The 17346-nt window shown below is 70.1% G+C and carries 17 protein-coding genes; 6 read left to right on the top strand and 11 right to left on the bottom strand.

Annotated elements, in window-relative coordinates:
* The first annotated feature begins 85 nt into the window (after window positions 1-85).
* From IU369_RS19950 to IU369_RS19935, 4 genes are all read left to right on the top strand, one after another.
* The gene (locus IU369_RS19950) at window positions 86-385 is read left to right on the top strand and encodes a hypothetical protein (RefSeq protein ID WP_217924985.1); all 300 of its coding nucleotides are present in this window, start codon (window positions 86-88) and stop codon (window positions 383-385) included.
* 442 nt (window positions 386-827) lie between these two features.
* A complete protein-coding gene (locus tag IU369_RS19945) occupies window positions 828-1907 on the top strand; it encodes an AlbA family DNA-binding domain-containing protein (RefSeq protein ID WP_217924984.1) in 1080 nt (359 codons plus the stop codon).
* 458 nt (window positions 1908-2365) lie between these two features.
* A complete protein-coding gene (locus IU369_RS19940; RefSeq protein WP_217924983.1) occupies window positions 2366-4150 on the top strand; it encodes a CHAP domain-containing protein in 1785 nt (594 codons plus the stop codon).
* A gap of 173 nt (window positions 4151-4323) precedes the next feature.
* Window positions 4324-4872 carry a hypothetical protein gene (locus IU369_RS19935; protein ID WP_217924982.1) on the top strand — a complete coding sequence of 183 codons (549 nt, stop codon included), beginning with the start codon at window positions 4324-4326 and terminating at the stop codon, window positions 4870-4872.
* A 44-nt stretch (window positions 4873-4916) separates the two neighbouring features.
* Here IU369_RS19935 and IU369_RS19930 read toward each other — a convergent pair whose 3' ends face one another.
* The 10 genes from IU369_RS19930 to IU369_RS19885 form a co-directional block, all read right to left on the bottom strand.
* On the bottom strand, window positions 4917-6440 hold the full coding sequence (locus IU369_RS19930; protein WP_217924981.1) for an SGNH/GDSL hydrolase family protein: 1524 nt from the start codon (window positions 6438-6440) through the stop codon (window positions 4917-4919).
* 9 nt (window positions 6441-6449) lie between these two features.
* Window positions 6450-6971 (bottom strand): hypothetical protein, encoded by a 522-nt coding sequence (locus IU369_RS19925; protein WP_217924980.1) that lies wholly within the window; start codon window positions 6969-6971, stop codon window positions 6450-6452.
* A 34-nt stretch (window positions 6972-7005) separates the two neighbouring features.
* Window positions 7006-8805, bottom strand: coding sequence for an acyltransferase family protein (locus tag IU369_RS19920; RefSeq protein ID WP_217924979.1), 1800 nt, complete (start codon window positions 8803-8805; stop codon window positions 7006-7008).
* On the bottom strand, window positions 8802-10229 hold the full coding sequence (locus tag IU369_RS19915; RefSeq protein ID WP_217924978.1) for an SGNH/GDSL hydrolase family protein: 1428 nt from the start codon (window positions 10227-10229) through the stop codon (window positions 8802-8804). Before IU369_RS19915 ends, IU369_RS19920 begins: the two co-directional genes overlap by 4 nt.
* Before the next feature lie 559 nt (window positions 10230-10788).
* Window positions 10789-11109: a hypothetical protein gene (locus IU369_RS19910; RefSeq protein ID WP_217924977.1), complete on the bottom strand. Its 321-nt coding sequence runs from the start codon at window positions 11107-11109 to the stop codon at window positions 10789-10791.
* A 289-nt stretch (window positions 11110-11398) separates the two neighbouring features.
* Entirely contained in the window at window positions 11399-12001 is a 603-nt protein-coding gene (locus tag IU369_RS19905; RefSeq protein ID WP_217924976.1) for a hypothetical protein, read from the bottom strand.
* A 133-nt stretch (window positions 12002-12134) separates the two neighbouring features.
* Window positions 12135-12758 carry a PASTA domain-containing protein gene (locus IU369_RS19900; protein ID WP_217924975.1) on the bottom strand — a complete coding sequence of 208 codons (624 nt, stop codon included), beginning with the start codon at window positions 12756-12758 and terminating at the stop codon, window positions 12135-12137.
* Between the two features lie 676 nt (window positions 12759-13434).
* Window positions 13435-13644: an FmdB family zinc ribbon protein gene (locus tag IU369_RS19895; protein WP_217924974.1), complete on the bottom strand. Its 210-nt coding sequence runs from the start codon at window positions 13642-13644 to the stop codon at window positions 13435-13437.
* 529 nt (window positions 13645-14173) lie between these two features.
* Entirely contained in the window at window positions 14174-14734 is a 561-nt protein-coding gene (locus IU369_RS19890; protein ID WP_217924973.1) for a hypothetical protein, read from the bottom strand.
* 108 nt (window positions 14735-14842) lie between these two features.
* Window positions 14843-15145, bottom strand: a complete 303-nt coding sequence (locus IU369_RS19885) for a hypothetical protein (RefSeq protein WP_217924972.1) — start codon at window positions 15143-15145, stop codon at window positions 14843-14845.
* 156 nt (window positions 15146-15301) lie between these two features.
* On the opposite strand from IU369_RS19885, the gene IU369_RS19880 reads away from it, so the two are divergent.
* Together IU369_RS19880 and IU369_RS19875 are read left to right on the top strand one after the other, a co-directional pair.
* Entirely contained in the window at window positions 15302-15931 is a 630-nt protein-coding gene (locus IU369_RS19880) for a hypothetical protein (protein ID WP_217924971.1), read from the top strand.
* A gap of 16 nt (window positions 15932-15947) precedes the next feature.
* Window positions 15948-16109 carry a hypothetical protein gene (locus IU369_RS19875; protein WP_217924970.1) on the top strand — a complete coding sequence of 54 codons (162 nt, stop codon included), beginning with the start codon at window positions 15948-15950 and terminating at the stop codon, window positions 16107-16109.
* Between the two features lie 616 nt (window positions 16110-16725).
* On the opposite strand, the gene def is transcribed toward IU369_RS19875, so the two are convergent.
* Complete coding sequence (gene def / locus IU369_RS19870) at window positions 16726-17280, bottom strand: peptide deformylase (RefSeq protein WP_281426266.1); 555 nt, start codon at window positions 17278-17280, stop codon at window positions 16726-16728.
* Window positions 17281-17346: the final 66 nt, after the last annotated feature.

The following is a 17346-nucleotide window of genomic DNA, read 5'->3' as shown; positions in this document are numbered from 1 at the left end:
AGAGATCGCCTCCTGGTCGGAGGGTCCGATCGCCCGGTCCCCCGAATGCGGGCGCCACCGTCTTGCACTCCCCATCGGGACCCCAGTGAGCGAATGGCGCAAGGTGCCGATCACCAGTGAGGGCGCCGTGGCGAACCACATCGAGGCACGCGTGAGCCGGCGCTACTGGGCGGCGGTCGAGGCCGGTCGCCCGTGGGATCTGGAGCCGGGGGCGATGCCCGTCGCGCGCTGCCGGCTGACCGAGTCGGGAGTGCTCGTGATGGAGCCGGTGCGGATCGAGCGCGACTGGGACTCGATCACCGAGCACAGGTGGTGGACCGACTCGGTGGACTGCTGCCAGGTCGGCTGGACCCACGACGGACACCTCGTGGCCTACGACCTCTGAGACCCCTCCCGAAGGACCACCGCCAGGATGAACGACTCGATCCTCTGGGGGTACGGGTCGGGGGCGGCGGTCGCTCAGCATGTCGTCGTCGCATCGAGCGAGCGAGCCCCGCCTCGTTCGTGGAGGCTGGTTTCCATCCGCGCTCATCTGACTCCAGAGAAGCCGCGTGTCGAAGACAGAGCGCCGTGAACGAACTCCCACCGTACTCTGGCTCTCCCGGCTGCAATGCAGTCGCCCGGATGGCGACGCCCTCCCGCTTCCCGGCCGCGCCGCGCCGGGCGTGTGCGTAACCCAGCGCCCGAGGGCGCGATGTCCGAAGGCCGGTTCATCCCGATGGACGGCCCCAACTGTCATGGAACCGCGAACGCCCCCGTGGCGCCGGGAGCACTTCACTGGCTGAGCGCATCGTCGCGAGTCCCCGCGGCGATCTATCCTCTCAGGTGTGGCTAGCGTCACTGATCCGGTCGACCTGTGGACCGCCGAGCACATCCGGTTGCTCGTCGATCAGGAGTTGCCGGAGGGCGCCAGGCTCGAGTACAAGCGCGAGCTCCACCTCAGACAGGCGAAGCAGAGGGTCGAGGCCGCAAAGGACCTGAGCGGCCTCAGCAATGCCGACGGCGGTGTCCTCGTCTACGGCATCGAGGAGCAGCCCGGAGCGGACGGCTTCATGATCCCGGTCGGCGTCTGCCCCCTGACCGACGGGACGCTGCCCGACCGCCTCCGCGACGTCATCTCGGGCATCTGCCAACCGGTCCCCCACTACGAGATGCGCCGGGTCGATGTGGACGGCGGCTACTGCCTCGTCCTCAGGGTCCCTGTCGCGCCGGCCCCGATCATGATCAGCGCCGGCGATCGCGAGAACCGCTACTACCGCCGTCACGGGACGCAGGTCCTCGCCATGGGTGAGCGGGAGGTGCGGGAGGCCTATGAGAGGCTCGGATCCAGCCGGGACGCCATCGAGAGGCTCCATCGAGAGGCACAGCCCCTCCAGGAACTCCCGCACGCAGACGCGAAGGTGTTCGCCGACAGCGGCTGGGGTTTCCGACCACCTCCGTGGCTGAGCGTGGTGTTCACACCGCTCCTCGCCCCGGCCGAGGTCCTCCGGCCGTCCGAGCTCGCAGGGCTCGATCTGGCTGAGGCCGACCCCTTCTTTGGCGACGGGGTCCTGCGCCCGTGCAGCTTCGGCCTCGAGACGTCATGGGAGGCCGGGGGCGTCGTCTACGCACAGGTGCGGGCGCACCGAAACGGGGTCGTGCAGTTTGCGAGCCTCCAGGAGTCGCGGCGCGACTACTACCTGCACCGGCGCGGCAGGGGGCCTCTCGAGGACTTCATCGCCGCTGAGGAGGTTCGGCTCGCCCTTAGAGCCTTTGATCTCGCCGAGCTTCTTTTCCGACGGGCCGGATACCACGGCCCCGTCGCAGTCGACTCGCGCATTCGATACATCGCCGGGGCTCCACCTGGTCGACCCCGGAAGCCGAGTCGCGGGCACCATCGATGCGCAGGAGGTGAACGCGCGATATGAAGCCGCCGACGTTGACGCTCTGATGGCGTCACGCGCTCAACACGTCTGCGAGCTCTTCGATCGGATCGCCCAGGCCTGCGGCCTACCGCGAAGCGAGACAGGCGCGGCTCTGGTCGACTGAGGCCGCATAGAAAGTGAAGATCCGCCCCCACTCATGGGCGGAGCGGCTGCCTTCATCCCGCCCCCAGCCGCCTCAGAGACCACTGCCGCCCATGCCCTGACGTGGCCCGTTCTTGCCACTGAACTACACCTTCGGTCAGTGGGTTCGCAGATGGCTGGCAACGATGATCCGCCGCAGCTTCTGGCGGCCCTCGCCTGACTGACCGGAGACCCTGATGACCGCTGTTTCTCTGATCCCAGCCTGGTCTCTCCGGCGGACACGGCGGGTCTGCGCACTCGCGGCCCTCGCACTCTTTTCCGCAGCCTTCGGTCTAGCGACGCCGCCGCGGGCGGCCGCTTTGACGATCGATTGCAACCAGGCGGGCATCGGCTGCATCAGCCAGTTCGGCTACACCGGTGTCTCCACCTGGGGCTATCCGGTGGATCCTGCAGGCAACAACTGCACGAACTACGTCGCGTTCCGCCTGGCGAGAAACGGCGCCACGAACCCGGGCCGCCTCGGCGATGCTCATGAGTGGGCCGCGAACGCGGCCGCCAAGGGATTCGCGGTGAACCAGACGCCGGCGGTCGGCTCTGTCGCCTGGTTCAGTGCGTCGAGTTCCTGGGCTCCGGGAACGGGCCATGTCGCCTACGTCGAGGCCGTCTCGGGCGGCACCCTCTCCCTCAGCGACTCCAACTACCAGGGCGGGAGCAAGCGGTGGCGAGTCAGCGCCGGCGAGGCCGCCTACCCGAACGGGTTCATCCACATCAAGGACGTCGGGGCACCCGCCCCGATCGGAGACGGAACCTTCGTCGCCCGGCAGGGATCGGGCGAGGTCTACGTGATGGCCGGGGACTCGCCGGTTTACGTCTCGACCTGGGACGCCTTCGGCGGCCCCAAGCCGGTTCAGGTGCTCCCCGCTGCCCAGTTCGACGCGCTCCGCCCGGAGCCCGCCGACGGCACCTTCATCTTCGGGACGCGGACGGGCCGCGTCTTCTCGGTCGCCGGCGGCGCCCCTGTCTACCTCTCGAACTGGAACAACGTCGGTGGGCAAGCCGGCAAGAGGGTCGTGGGTGTGGACGACTGGGCGATCGACAACGCCGGGCACCCGCTCAGCCACCTTCGCCAGCGACCGAAGGACGGCGCCTTCCTCGGATCTTCACCATCGGGCCGGGTCTTCGTCATCGCCGGAGGCGCCCCGCTGTACGTCTCGAACTGGAACCACATCGGCGGACCGCGGCCGGTCGCTCCCGTCGACGACTGGTCGGTGGACAACGCAGGGCACCCCGAAAGCCATCTGGATCCGGTCCCCCAGAACGGCTACTACCTGAACGCCCAGCCCTCGGGGCGCGTCTTCATCACCGCGTGGGGGGCGCCGCTCCACCTCTCCAACTGGGCTCACGTCGGGGGACAAGCAGGCAAGCCGATCGTGACGGTCGACGACTGGGCGGTGGACAACGCCGGCCACCCCGCGAGTCATCTCGTCGCCCGCCCCTACGACGGGAACTTCCTGGTGGGGCGCCCGAGCGGACGGGTCTTCCGCGTCGCCGGGGGCTCTCCGATCTACGTCTCCAGCTGGGACCGCGTAGGAGGGCCTCAGCCGACGGTCTCGGTCGATGACTGGGCCATCGATCAGGCAGGGCACCCCCTGTCGCACCTGCTGAAGTTCCCGGCTGACGGGACGCTCCTGCGCGCCCGGCCCTCCAATGTGCGCTGGCAGGTGAACGGCGGCCAGCGGTCCACCAGCCCCGGAGAGGGTGGCATCGTCGTTGACGAGGTGGGGCTCGGGCGGGTTCCGCTGAGGCCTGCCACCTCGACACCAAACCGGGGCGGGACGCCCGGCAGCGGCACGCCCGGTGGTGGGACTCCCGGCAGTGGGACTCCCGGATCGAGCACTGGCAGCGGCTCGACACCGAACGGTCCGAGCTCGTCGTCGGGACCGAGACTGTGCACGGTTCCGCGGCTCGCCGGCCTCACCGTGAGGGCGGCCAAGACCCGTCTCGTCCGAAACGGCTGTCGCCTCGGCGCGATCACCTACGTCGGGCGCAAGAACCCGCGCGCCGACAAGGTGGTCAGTGTCAAGCGGCGCGTCGGGGTCCGCCTCGCCCGCGGGGCCAGCGTCGCCGTCACGGTGCGCCGATGAGATCCGCCTCGGCGTCGCACGGATGGGGGATGGTGGGCCGAGGGGCCTTTCTCCTGATCGCCGGCGTGGGATTTCCCCTCGGCGCCGCGTCAGCGGCTGTCGCCTCCCCTTCCGGCCCCGCGACGGTTGCGAGCTCGGACCAATACCCGGATCCGTTTCCGACCTTCCACGGGATGACGATCCCGGAGGCCACAACAAGCGCAGCGGCGCTCGGACTGCGTCTCGAGACCACCATGACGGTGTTCCCGGGTCGTCCTGCACGCATCTACACCCAGTATCCCCGTCCCTTCACGTCACCGAGCCAGGACTTCGATGGCACGGTCTATGTCTCGGTGGCGAATGGCCTTCTCGCCAGCGGCCGCTCGGCGACCGAGTTCCGCACCACAGGCGGTGCCGCCTACTGCCAGGTTGCGGGCACCTGGCCCGTTCTCACCTGCTGGACGCCGAAATCCGGGCGGATGGTGACCGTTGGGGCTGGGGACATCGCCAAACCGAGCATGCGATTCCATCGCCTGGCGATCGGCGCACGCCCGAAGGGCCTACGAACAGTCGGCTACGGCGCCAGCTGGGTATGGAGGAAGGCTGACGAGACCGGCCGACGGCGCATCGTCCTGCGCTGCTACTCAGACCGTAGGGCGCTCACCTGCGAGAACGACTACCGCTCGGGCTTCCGCTTGGCACGCAACGGCACCTACGGCAGCTGGGCGAAGACCGAGGTCTGAGAGCACCGCGGCCGAAGCTCGCCCGCACTGCAGGCCCCGGGCGTCTAGGTCCGCCGGAGCCGCAGCACCTGTCTGCCTGAGGCCGACAGCACCCAGACGTAGTCGCGTGTGAAGGTGATCTGGTCTGAGAGCCGTCGCGGAACGGTGGCCTGCCCGCGGGCGGCCCCGGAGACCGGGTGGAGGCTCAGGATGGTCCGCCGGTTGGCCTTCAGAGCCCAGAGCTGATCACCTGCCGCCGCGATCGTCCGAACCCGGCTGAGGATCTTGCGCGGGGTGCCGCTGCGATCCACGCCGAGCAGCTGCCCGTTGTCGGCGAGGACCCAGGCCCCTCGGCGCGTGGCCTGAACGAGACTGAAGGCTGATCGACCCGAGAGCCTGGTCGAACGCACGAGGGCACCGGTCTCCGGATCCAGACGCTCGAGGCGGAATCCCCGGCCCCGTTCGACCAGGAGCCACAGCGCGCGCGAGTCAGCGGCGATGCTGACGACCCGGACACCCGGCAGGTGGTCGCTGCGGAGGCCGTCGGCGAGGCGGACCCCGCGCAGGGCCTGATTCGCGGTACAGACCGGATCACCGGACCCGCACCTGGCGATCGACCACAGCCAGGGCCCGGCCTGGGCCAGGAGCGGATCGGCGCCGACGCCATCGACGCGAAGCCCGGCGGTTCCTGAGGTTCGCTCAGCAGGTTGGGTCAGCAGTCCACCAGTGGGATCGCGGAGCCAGGCGCGCCGGCCATCCGAGTCGAGGTCCTCCCCCGGGGTCAGCAGCCCCGCTCGTGGGAGGCGTTGCCCGTTCGCCGGCTCGAGGGCCCCGAGTCGGCCCGCCGAGGACGTCCAGAGGACATCAGCGTCGCCGGCGATCCGGTCCACCCGGCGCCCCAGCGGATAGGTATCTGCCCGGGTGGTGGCGGGCCGGCCGTCAACGGACGTGCCGACATCGGCGAGTGCCGCGAGGACGCTCTCGCGCAGGAGGCCGGCAAGGCCCATCGCGCCAGCCGAGTTCAGGTGGATCTGATCCGAGGTGAACCAGGGCCGCCCGGCACTGGCCGAGTTCCAGTCGGCGATGCGAACCAGCGGCAGGCCGCCTCGTGCGTTCGCCCGGCGGGCGGCGGAGCGGATCAGGGCGTTGGTGGTCGCGTAGTGGCTCTGGGCCTCCCGGAGCGTCACCCAGACCACCACCCTCACGCCTGCGCGCCGGTGGGCACGAAGGACGGAGTCGATGTCGTACCGAGCCGCGAAGTCGTTGTAGCCGATGTGCATCACCACGACGTCGCCGAGCCCTGATGCGAGCGCGCCCGAGAGAGCGAGCGCGGACTCGGGGCGGCCTCCGAGGCACCCGGGTGAGCTCAGCTTGCGGCAGACCGCGGCCTCGAGGCGCACCGACAGTCCCGGCGAGGCGAACCGGCGAGTGGCCTGGGGGGCGAAGCCGAACGAGGCCTGCACGGAGTCGCCGATCACCGTCACCCGCGGCGCGGCGGATCCCTCGGGTAATGCCCAAAGAAGCATCGCGGTGACGATCGCGAGCAGGGCGAGCGTGGGGCGCATCAGCGCCGGGCAGGACCTCGTCATCAACCGCCTCTAGACGAAGCGGACGGCGATGCTGACGACCTTCGAGTTCTTGACCGTGAACAGGGTCTCGGTCGCCTTCTTGCGAAAGCGCGCCGGCAGGCGGCACTCGGTCTTGTTGCCGGCGACCGCGGCTCGGCACCGGGCCGCCGGGTAGGCCTTGCTCAGCGCCCGCGCGGTTGAGCCGACCTTGATCCCGTTCGGCGTGGCCTGAGCGCCGCGGAGCACCGTGATCTCGAAGGCCTTGCCGCCGATGAAGTACACCCCGAGCCCGTGCCGCTTCACGTAGCGGTAGTTGAGGACGTTGCTACCCCGCTCGGGCTCCCCGAGGACCCGCTTCACCTTGGCCGCGCCGTCTCCGAGTGAGACGCCGGCGACGGTCTTCCCCGGCACGATGCGGGCCTCGGCCATCGCGGGGATGGTGGCGAGCAGGGTTACCGCGCTCGCCCCCGCGACGGCGGCGATGAGACGCCGCTGAGCGCGCGGGGAGAGACCGATGACCCCGCCCGCGACCCTCAGATCAGTCCTCAGCATGTCGCTCCTCGTTGGTGTGGGATGTCCAGGTGGATCATCGCCTGTCGGGCGCCTCGTCGAGAGCCGCTTGGATCTCTTCGGTGTAGAGCCGCATGCCGCGTTCGTTCATGTGGGCTCCGTCGACGAGCAGCCCCGGTGCGGATGAGCGGGAGAACCAGTCGACGACGGTGACGTTCGGGTAGGCGGCCGCGGCGTCTGTGATGGCGGTGTTGACCGAGTCCTGCCAGGGCAGCGGCACCCGGACCGTGACCAGCAGGACACGCGGGCGGTCTGCGAGTTCACTCAGCAGCCCCTCGAGCTGAGTCGGCTCCACGAAGTAGTTATTGCCCAAGTGGACGACGACGACGGTGTCCGGCCCGAGCCTGCGCAGATGCCCCTTCACGATCGCCGCCCCCTCGGGGAACCTGCGGCCGGTTGCCGCGTCCACGATCGCCCTGTCACCGAATGCGGTCTGGAGGGCGGATGAGGCGCCGAGCATCACCGAGTCCCCCACGAACAGTAGTTGCGGCTCCGCCCCGTCGCGGTCCGACACCAGCGGCTCCTCGCTCTGGCCGCCGGCGCGGCCGTCGGCGCTGAGGCCGGGCACGCTCACCGCCTGGGTGGGGGCGAGAGCGACGGCGAAGACGAGGGCGGCCACCGCGAGAACCGCCGACGAGGCGGCGGCGATCCTCACCGGACGTCCGAGGAGTCCGCCTCCCTGGCCGAGAGCCCGACGCAGGCCCGCGAAGCCGTGGCGGCGGAAGGGGACCTCCACGAAGCGGTAGGAGAGCGCCGCGGCGGCGAGTGTGAGGGCGACGCGCAACGCCACCAGCGCCGCCCCATCAAGCGGCACGTCGACACCCGGGCGGGTCAGCATGATCACCGGCCAATGCCAGAGGTAGATGCCGTAGCTGCGGAGCCCGAGCCAGACCAGGGGAGCCGTCCCGAGTGCCCTGCCGATCACAGACGTCGGATCGGCGGCCACGACCACCACTCCCGCCGTCGCCAGGGCCACCACGAGAAAGCCACCCTGGTAGAGGCGCTCATCCAGATCGCCCAGGGTGAACATGAAGCCGAGGACTCCGGCGGCGCAGAGGAAGCCGACCACCTCCCGCCCACGGCGGCGGAGACGGTTCCCGGGATCCGGGTCTACGGACCTGATCGCCCCGGGCACCAGGGCGAGGGCGACTCCGACCAGCAATGCGACGGCGCGGGTGTCGGTGCCGTAGTAGATGCGCGAGGGGTCGCTGAAGGGCTCATAGAGGGCCCACGCGAGGACCGTGGACCCCACAGCGGCGAGGACGACGAGGCCGAGGATCGCGCGCCGGCCGACGGCCAGCAGGCCGAGCACGAGGAGCGGCGGCCAGATGAGGTAGAACTGCTCCTCGATCGCCAACGACCACAGGTGGAGCAGCACCGACGGTCGTCCGAACTGCTCGAAGTAGGGCACGTCGGCGAAGATGAAGTGCCAGTTGATGACGTAGACGAGCGCCGCGAGCACCTCACCGCGCAGCCGCCCGACCTCACCGGCGTGCATCACCAGCATGTAGGCGAGCACCACGGCCATCATCACGAGCACCGCCGGCAGCAGCCGCCGTGCCCGCCTCATCCAGAAGCGCCGCAGGTCGATGCGCCCGGAGACGCGATGCTCGGCGAGCAGCAGCGAGGTGATCAGGAAGCCACTGATCACGAGGAAGACGTCCACGCCGAGATAGCCGCCCGGAAGCCACGCCGCCCCGAGGTGGTAGATGACCACCGCGGCGACGGCGACGGTGCGAAGGCCATCGATCCCCGGCATGTAGCCGAGGCGGCGGGCGCCCGTCCCCGTCGTCGAGGTTCCGTCGTGCGTCGTCATCGGGTGCTCGCGGCGCCGAGGGCGACGGAAACGATGACGCTCTCCCGCTCCCCGGCGATCCAGAGTCGGGTGCCGGTCATGGCCATGTGATCGCGGGACGCCGAGAGGCGGCTCCCGGAGCGGGCCGACACGAGGACACGCCCGTTGCGCGGGTCGAGTCGCTGAAGGGTGCGCCGATCGGCGCGCAGCACCCAGAGCTCATCTGCGCCATCGGAGATCACCGCCGCGACGCCTCGCTGGACCCTGCGGACCGCACCCTTCGGCCGGGTGGTGAGAAGCCGGCCGTCGAAGGTGGTGATCCACACCCCGCCACGCGTGGCGGCCATGGACCGGGCGGAGAAGGCGACAGGTATCGAGCGGCGCACCTGCCCGGTCTGGGCGTGCCGCAGCTCGAGGACCCTACGCGCAGACGCCGACGGCCCGATGGTGGTCCAGAGCGCACGTGGTGAAGCGGCGAGGGCGATGACGGGCCCCTCGAGGGCGGCCCTCGTGCGACTCCCCGCCGGGAGATCGAACGACGACAGCCCCCTGGAGTCGAGGCAACCATCGTCGCCTGCGGCGCAGCGGGTCGCCACCCAGAGCCGATCGCCGGCGCGCGCGAGGCGCGGCGCGGGCCCGGAGACATCGATCACCGGCCCGATCGGATCCGCCTCCCGGCCCGAGAGCGGCGCGATCGTGGTCTGGTTGCCGCTCACCAGCCAGCTCCCGAGGCCGTCAGAGATCAGGCGGTCCCCCGCCCCGAGCCGCTGACTCCCGGCAAGGGGACGCCCGCTTTCAGGATCGCGCCGTCGGAGGGTCCTTGCGTCGGACACCCAGAGCGCGCGCTGGTCGCCGGCGATGTCCGCTCCCGCCCTCGGGGCGGAGACCTCTCGTGTCTGGCGCGTCGGCGACCGACCGTCGATCGAGATGCCGATCTGCGCGAGACCCTTCCCCACCTCGTCGCGAAGGAGACCCGCAAGGGCGTAGGCGCCTCCGCTCGTGAGGTGGAGGCCGTCGCCGGCGAACCAGGGCTTGCCGGCGCTGTAGGCGTTCCAGTCGGCGACGCTCATCCATGGCCTTCGGGATGCGCGGTCACGGATCCTGGCGTTGATCGTGGAGTAGGAGCTGCGCTGCTCACGCAGTGTCACCCAGATCACCGAGCGGACACCGGCGCTCCGCAGGGCCGCCAGCATCGAGTCGATGTCGAAGGCGGCGGGGTCGTCGTTGTAGCCGACGTTCATCACCACCACCGGCCCGAGAGCCGGGCCGAGCCGACGCACGAGCGCCAGCGCGTTCTCAGGGGTTCCCGCGCCACCACCCGAACAGCTCGCAGTCGTCAGCCGACGGCAGACCCGGGCGTCGACGCGCAGATCGATCCCCCTCCCGAGGCGCCTGGTCGCCTGGGGGGCGAAGCCGAAGGAGGCCTGGACCGAGTCTCCGATCACGGTGACTCGTGGCGGTGCCGCAGCCGACGGTCCCGCGAGCCCGAGGGCGGCGACTGTAGCCATCGCCAGGCTGATCGCGATGATGAGGAGCCGGCCCCGACGGCTACGCCCGGCCATCACCACCGCCACGAGCCCGCGGGGTCGCCGGTGAGGCGCGCCGACTGGCACGTGGGTGGGTGCTGCCACGAGGAACCCTCCTCCGCGCATCTCGATGTCCGTGGCTTCCGCGGGCCGGTCGTGGAGAGCGCGGCTCCGCGGAGCCGCGCTACCAACGGACGCCGACCGGACCTGGACAACGCATGCCGCCTCCCCCATCGCTGCCATCGCCGGCATCCGCCCGACCACGCCCCCGCCTTGACCTGCCTGCCACGGCGGTTACCGAGCCGCCCACCGGTCGCTGTTGATACATCGGTCAGTCGTTCGCAGCAACTGACCGGGTCGGCCCCGACAGCTCCATCGATCCGTGGTTGACAAGCGCCAGCCACACCTGTCGAGCCGAGCCCCGCTGAGCGTATCTCCCGTCTGACCGCCGAGTGGATGATCGGCGCGCTGCCGGGCGCTATTCGCCCTCGGCGCCCACGGAGATCCAGAAGCCGATGATGCGCCCGCGGGAGACCTTCGCATAGACGCCCGCTTCCTTCATCGGCCTGCCGAAGCGGTTGGTGGTGATCGGACGCAGCCCCCACTGGCGCCCGAAGACCGGGTCGCGCCGGAAGGCGGCCGGGTAGAGCTGCCTGACGCGGGACTCACGGTCGCCGACGCGGAGTCCCTTCTCCGTGCGCCAGCGCGGTCCCTTGGTCTGGATGTTCGAGATCAGACCGACCCCGGGAGTGCAGAGGTTCGAGCCGTCAGGGATGGACCCGAGGGTACGAAGGCTCACTCGGACAGCCGGGGCGTCCCAGATCGCCCGGCACTCACCGCTCCGCAAGCTGACACGTGCCGGCTGCCCCCACGCACGCACCAGGGAGGTCAGGGTCGGCGTGCTGGTGTGAGCGGGGAAGCCCGCGACGACCGCCCGTCCCTTGCCGAGGTCCTTCGCGATCCACGGCCCATCCGGCGATGGGGCCGCTGCGGCAGACCCCGCCCCCGCGCCGGCGGCGAGGCCGACGGCGAGTGTGGCGCGCAGGAGGCTGCGAGGTCGCGCCCGAGTGGATCGCCCCGCCACCCAGCTACTCCCCTTCGGCGCCGACGACGGCGCGGAACCCCGCGACGCGCCCGCTCCTCACGTTCAGGTAGGCGCCGGAGACGGTGACCGGGTCGCCCTCGTAGCCGATGGTCTCGTAGGCGGCGAGGCCCCAGGTGCGCGGAGGGCTGATGTAGCTCGGAGCGATGAACGCCGTCGGATGGAGTGCCGTGATCGACGACTCAGCCGCCCCGACCGCCAGCCCCCGGCTCGTCCGCCACCGGTTGCCCACCGTGTCGATGACGGAGATGCGGCCGACCTGGGGGCTGCAGAGAGTCGTGCCCGGAGGCCCACCGCCGTAGTTGCGCAGGCTCACCTTGGCGGCCGGCCTCCTCCAGACCGCGATGCATACGCCCTGGCGCGCGCGAAGGGTGAGGCTCGCCGCCGGCCCCCAGGTGCGGATCAAAGCGGCGAGTGTCTGAGGGCCCGAGCGGGTCCGGTGGCCGGCGATGATGGCCCGCGCCTGACCGAGCTCCTTCACGACCCAGGGGCCGCTCGCCGACGGCCGCGCTTCCGCAAGCGGGGTCGCGCCGAAGCCGAGAGCCACCCCTGACACTGCGGCGATGAGCAGGACACGCGATCTCGTCATAGGTGCGCGAGCCTACAGTCGCCCGTCCGGCCGTGCCAACGTCGTCTCTAGGGGGCGAAGCTGCCAAGGAGCGGCCCGGCCGACGAATCTGGGGACGATGCGCGGCCGTGGCCGGCGAATCGGGCCCCCTTCGTCACTCGCCCCTCGCTGAGAAGCCCTTCACACGCCCGAGTCGGAACCAGTGGAGGTCGTCGATGCTGCAGGTCAGCGCCTTGCGGTTCGAGTAGCAGTTCAGCCTGCCCCGACGCCAACTCGCGCCGAAGCCCACGGTCCGAAAGCCCTTCGGCCTGGCCCCCTTCGCTCCCCGGACGTTCCTGAAGAGGTCAGAGGAGCCCAAGCCCGTTCCGATCGGCATCCTCACCATGTTCCCGGTCCGCGGGTGCCAGCAGACAAGATCGTCGACTGGCTCCGCAGCGGTCTGGACCTGGCAGTAAGCGGCTCCTCCCGTGGTGCGGAACTCGAGCGCCGGCCGCCTGCTGGGGCGGAGACCAGTGGAGATATCCAGGAGCACCTGGTTGTCGGCGTATCGCGGACTTCCTGCTTCTGGGTTCTGAGCGACGACTCGACCCGCTAAGCCCGGACGGACACTCCACCTGATGGGCATCAGAGACATGCCAGCAGCAGCAGCGACCTGTTCCGACTCGGCGACGGTGAGGCCGAGGAACCTCGGGGCAGGCTCGGAGGGCGGAGTCTCCTGCGCCGTCGCGGAGCCGAGGACGGCGGCGGCGCCCACCCCGAGCAAAGCGGTGGAGAGCATCCAACCCGCGGTCCTGCGGCCGCGCCAGCGAAGCCAGCCGTTCCATGGTCTCACAGGGGGCCTCTCATCCGCTCGGCGGATCCAGGCGCGAGCGTACCACCTCCTGGCTCATCGCAGCAGATGCTCAGCCGCTTCACTCCGACCCTGTGATCGAGCCGACGGCGTCATCAACTCATGCTCGCATTGAGCTGGCCGGAGCGGGTGATCAGACCGTGATCACCCGGTGATCACGCCAGCCCGGAACTAGCCGGACCGTCCTCAGCGACTGAGGCGACGAACCTCAGCGCGGACCTCCGGGTCCGAGACCAGAAGGGCCCGCAGCTTCGCGGGGCCGAGGATGCGGGCCCTTCCCACCGGGGCGAAGACGCCCCCGAGAATCGCCGAGTCCGCGGTGTGGTGGAAGACGACGATCGGCTCGGACGGCAGCCCCGTGAAGTCGTTGCTCTCGCACTCGACGGTGAAGTGGCCGGAGACGCCCTCGAAGGTGCGTGGAAAGGTCGGTGTGGTCGGCCTTGTCCGGGAAGGGCGGGGTTCCGCACCAAGGTGAGCAAGAGGATGGGACACCGGGGGACCACCCGGTGCGGTGGTCGCGTGACCTGCTCCCCTTCTACTCCATCCCCTGGCCATAGCCCTCACGTTAGATGCGAGCGATGGGAACGACTCGGATCTGTCGCGCTCAGCCGAGGGCGCCGCTGCGGGGCCGGTTGGAGGCGTTGTCGGTGTTGTGGAAGCCCGTACCCTTGAAGTGGATCGCCGGCGCGAAGAGGGTACGTGCGACGGGGCTCTCGTCCTCGCAGTGAGGGCAGGACGCCGGCGCCGGATCACCCAGGCGCGCCAACACCTCGGTGCGATGGCCGGCCGGGCAGATGTACTCATACAGCGGCATCAGACACTCCTGACGAGGTGTTGCCTTGCGACCAACGTAAGACGCCTGCGCTTCGGTGCAGCCAGGCACCAGCGCGGCCCCGACGTGGGTCAGTCAGTCGCCTTCAGGAAGATCGCCTCGGCGACGAGGTCCGACCGGTCGCAGTCAGCCATAGGGTCGTTCCCCCCTCATCGGGGCGCTCGGGCCCTTCATCCGCCGTGAGCGCGACCCGACCGACCCTTGGGACGCGAGACCGTAGAACCGCCTTCGCAATGCCCTCCGTGCCGCACTGCCGACGCGGGCATCAAGCCAGGCTGCTGAAGCGGCGAGCCTCCTCGTGGCCAAACCGCTCGATGCCTAGGCAATCCGCGCGAGGTTGCGACCTAGCCGCAGGCTGGGCGCCTTCCGCGCGCCCAGCCTGCGGAGCCGACTCGACAGCAGGTCGGCGTGTCACCGGATCCTCGCGACCGATTCGCCCTCGACGAACCGGACGCAATCCTCGTCCTATCGGTTCGGGCAACTCTCCGGGAGAGCTCGGGGGCGCAAGTCTCTATCGGAGAGCCCAGTCGATCTCTGCCGGGCTGATCCTGTCGTCATGGCATGCGCCGGAAGCGCCACTCTCAAGGAGAACCTGGCACAGCGGAAGGTCAGGCACCAAAAGGGTCGCCCCCCTCGGCATCGGCAGCCCCATAGCTCTTTGCTCGTCGAAGAGCGCCTTCAGCTGTGTTGGACTCAGAGAGGCCGGAAGGGTGTACTCCGGTGTCATCACTGTGCCGTCGCCTGGGTCGTAGCCCAAGGGCGCGGCGGAGTCCACGGTGAGGCGCCCTTCCACAACCCGAAGCACGACGCCTTCGGGTAGGGGTGAAGCGATCTCAGCGTTGGCCGGCAGTTCCTGTCCTCTTTGACGCGCTTCATAGAGGTCTTCGATCGCGGTGCGGTATCCGACTCCTCGCGGGAACTGAATCGAGGCCCGTGAGGGCAGCTCGGAGTACTTGGGCGGGCGCGTCTGCACCACGCCGTCTGCGCGCACGACGGTGGCCCAGCTGGTAAAGGCCTCGAACCCGCGACCGTGGGGCGCCAGGGGGACCGCTTCATCGTCGGCCGCGCTCACAACCGACACAGTACCGATTGCTGCTGCGATCAGGGCGGACCGGGAATCGTCGAGGCAGCACCGCGCTTTCGCCCTTTAGCCAGGCGTCAGCGTGGCCCCGGCTTAGGGTCAGTCAGTCGCCTTCAGGAAGATCGCCTCGGCGACGAGGTCCGAGCGGTCGCAGTCAGCGAGGGCGTCGCAGCCGTCCAGCATGAGGACGTACTCGGCCCAGGCCGCGCGGTCGATCATGAGGCTGACGCGGACGCGCATGTCGTGGAACTCGGCGGGCCGGTCCTCGAGGGCCTGACGCTGCTCGGCGCTCACGGTCTTCTCCCCGATGGCTCGGCCGGCTGCCCGCATCCGCTCCATGAGCTCTCGGTGCGCGGCGTCCACCTGCTCACGGGTCATCTTGGGTCTGGTGATCTCAGCCATGCCCTGAAGATAGGTCCGCCGGGGGCCGGTGCATGCCCGGCGCCGAAGCCGTCATCGGGTGCGAGCGGATCTGGGACTCACTCACACGGTCGGAGATGCAGCGCGCCGTCGGGGACCTATGTTCCGGGTACTCACCCGCGAAGGAGCCCGACGACGATGGCCAACGACAACGAGCCGCTCGCCCCCGAGCAGATGGAGACCGCCCACGCGCGCTACCGGCGGATCTTCCACGCCTACGCGACCGAGGCGTCCGAGACCATCGCCGCGCCCTTCCTCTCGCAGATGATCGCCCGGCTGGGCGGGAACGACCTCGAGGGGGCGAAGATCGTCCTCGACGAGATGTCCCGTGAGGCCTCCCTGCGCTGGCCGCAGACCGGCACCTATGAGAACGAGGACGACAAGCGGCGCGTTCGGTTCGGCGACCTCTACACCCGCTACCTCCTCGGCGTCGCCTCGGCCGCACTCCCTGAGGGCGTGGCCTGGTGGAAGGGGACGGGTGCCAGCTACCACGTCGAGGCGGAGAAGGTCCGTGGCGAATGGTCCGACACGACCTACCGCGGGCAGACCCTCGAGGCCGCCCTGCGGGGACTGATGGACGGGGTCGGCATCGCATACGACGAGCGTCCGAGCGAGGCGAACGTGGGCTACCTGCGCGCGCGCCTGAACGAGGAGATCTGCCGCCAGGCGCGAGGAGAGGACATCTCCGACATCCGCGCGGTCGAGGCCCTCCTGAGCGGCTGGAACCCGCAGATCGCCGTCCTCGCTCTGCTCTCGGGCGCGTGGTGACAGGAGGGCCGCGCCCATGAGCGACCCTGCAGGCCACGAGTTCATCGCCCCCGCTCTCTGGGACTCGGCTGCCTTCATCGAGCGGTTCCGCACCACTCTGATCGCGCTGGCCGAACAGATCGACGGCCTGTCTTGGGCCGACCGCTGCGACTGGCGCCATCCGGGGGTGCCCGGGTGAGTGCCCTCCGCTCCTTCCGCGTCGGCCGCCTCGTCGCGGTCATCCGCCCGCGCGCATGGGTCGCTCCGCGCGCTGCGGGCGCCTGGCCGCCGACCTGGCAGGCCAAGGGGTGGCCCAAACCGCTCTACCGTTGGACCCTGGCCGTCGGCCCACTCCAGCTGCGCTACGAGTCGCGAACCGAGCGCACCCACTAGGCGCCGGCCGGGCCGCCGCGCCCGCCGCGCCCGCCCTGACACGCTGGAGCGAAACGCTGCTCGCGCCTGGACCACAGCGTCTGCCGCCCCGAACGGCATCAGATCCGGCGATGCCGTGAGCGGCGACGGAGATCCACAACGACAAAGGACGCCCCGAAGGGCGCCCCGTGATCCAGTAGCCGCAGCCGTGAATACTTGCCGTGAAGGACGCTAGCAACGGCAATGACAGGACCGCCGGCTTCTGCGGTGGACCTCCTCAGCAGGGTCAGTTCTGCCCCTCGGGCTGGCCGGCGGGCTCCACGCGCAAGCGCCCCCGGATCCTCCGGAAGTGGAGGAAGTCGCAAAGGAGATGGAGCGACCAGCGGCCGCGGTGAGCTGGCAGCTCGTGCAGTGACAGTCGAGGCTCGGGGCGGCCCGCCAGCTCATGCGGCACCGCGGGATCCGAGGATCGCTGCCGGGGTGGGGTCGTGGAGGTCGCTCCTGGGCGTCATCAGCCTGATGCCGGCTGCGCCTGAGGAGCGGATGCGCCGGCGCTCGGCGGCGTCGAGGCGCTCGATGAAGAGGATCCCGTCGAGGTGGTCGATCTCGTGCTGGGCGACCCGCGCCTCGAAGCCCTCGAGCCGCAGGTGCCGCCTCTGCCCCTCGAGGTCCTGGGTCTCGATCTCCACCCACCGGCGACGAGCGACGGTGCCGAACACGCCCGGGATCGACAGGCAGCCCTCTTCCCCGAGCTCGATCTCCGGACCGTGGGCGCTGATGCGCGGATTCACGAGCACGAGAAGCCCGCGGCGGGTCTCCACCAGGCAGACCCGCTGTAGCCAGCCGACCTGCGGCGCGGCGATCCCGGCGCCGTGGGAGCTCGACATCAGCTCGGCCATCTGGGACGCGGCCTCCGCGAGGTAGGGGCCGAAGTCGGACACGGGCCCGCACCGCTCACGCAAGCCGGGATGAGGGTGCGTTACCAGGGTCGATATCACGGCTTCGACAGTGCCAGCACCGGCGCGTTGGATGCTGAGAATCAGCAGGAAGCCGAACCCCGCTGG

The sequence above is a fragment of the Miltoncostaea oceani genome, assembly GCF_018141545.1.
In the GTDB taxonomy this organism is placed as follows: Bacteria; Actinomycetota; Thermoleophilia; order Miltoncostaeales; family Miltoncostaeaceae; genus Miltoncostaea; species Miltoncostaea oceani.
Note: the sequence above shows the minus strand (reverse complement) of the source record. Positions and strands in the feature narration are given on the sequence as shown.

What these genes read in the sequence shown, in the direction of transcription:
- IU369_RS19920 (WP_217924979.1), bottom strand. Translation starts at nt 8,805, where the DNA reads ATGACGACGCACGACGGAACCTCGACGACGGGGACGGGCGCCCGCCGC.
- IU369_RS19875 (WP_217924970.1), top strand. Translation starts at nt 15,948, where the DNA reads ATGAGCGACCCTGCAGGCCACGAGTTCATCGCCCCCGCTCTCTGGGAC.
- IU369_RS19900 (WP_217924975.1), bottom strand. Translation starts at nt 12,758, where the DNA reads ATGCTCTCCACCGCTTTGCTCGGGGTGGGCGCCGCCGCCGTCCTCGGC.
- IU369_RS19885 (WP_217924972.1), bottom strand. Translation starts at nt 15,145, where the DNA reads ATGGCTGAGATCACCAGACCCAAGATGACCCGTGAGCAGGTGGACGCC.
- IU369_RS19880 (WP_217924971.1), top strand. Translation starts at nt 15,302, where the DNA reads ATGGCCAACGACAACGAGCCGCTCGCCCCCGAGCAGATGGAGACCGCC.
- IU369_RS19895 (WP_217924974.1), bottom strand. Translation starts at nt 13,644, where the DNA reads ATGCCGCTGTATGAGTACATCTGCCCGGCCGGCCATCGCACCGAGGTG.
- IU369_RS19905 (WP_217924976.1), bottom strand. Translation starts at nt 12,001, where the DNA reads ATGACGAGATCGCGTGTCCTGCTCATCGCCGCAGTGTCAGGGGTGGCT.
- IU369_RS19925 (WP_217924980.1), bottom strand. Translation starts at nt 6,971, where the DNA reads ATGCTGAGGACTGATCTGAGGGTCGCGGGCGGGGTCATCGGTCTCTCC.
- IU369_RS19930 (WP_217924981.1), bottom strand. Translation starts at nt 6,440, where the DNA reads ATGACGAGGTCCTGCCCGGCGCTGATGCGCCCCACGCTCGCCCTGCTC.
- IU369_RS19935 (WP_217924982.1), top strand. Translation starts at nt 4,324, where the DNA reads ATGACGATCCCGGAGGCCACAACAAGCGCAGCGGCGCTCGGACTGCGT.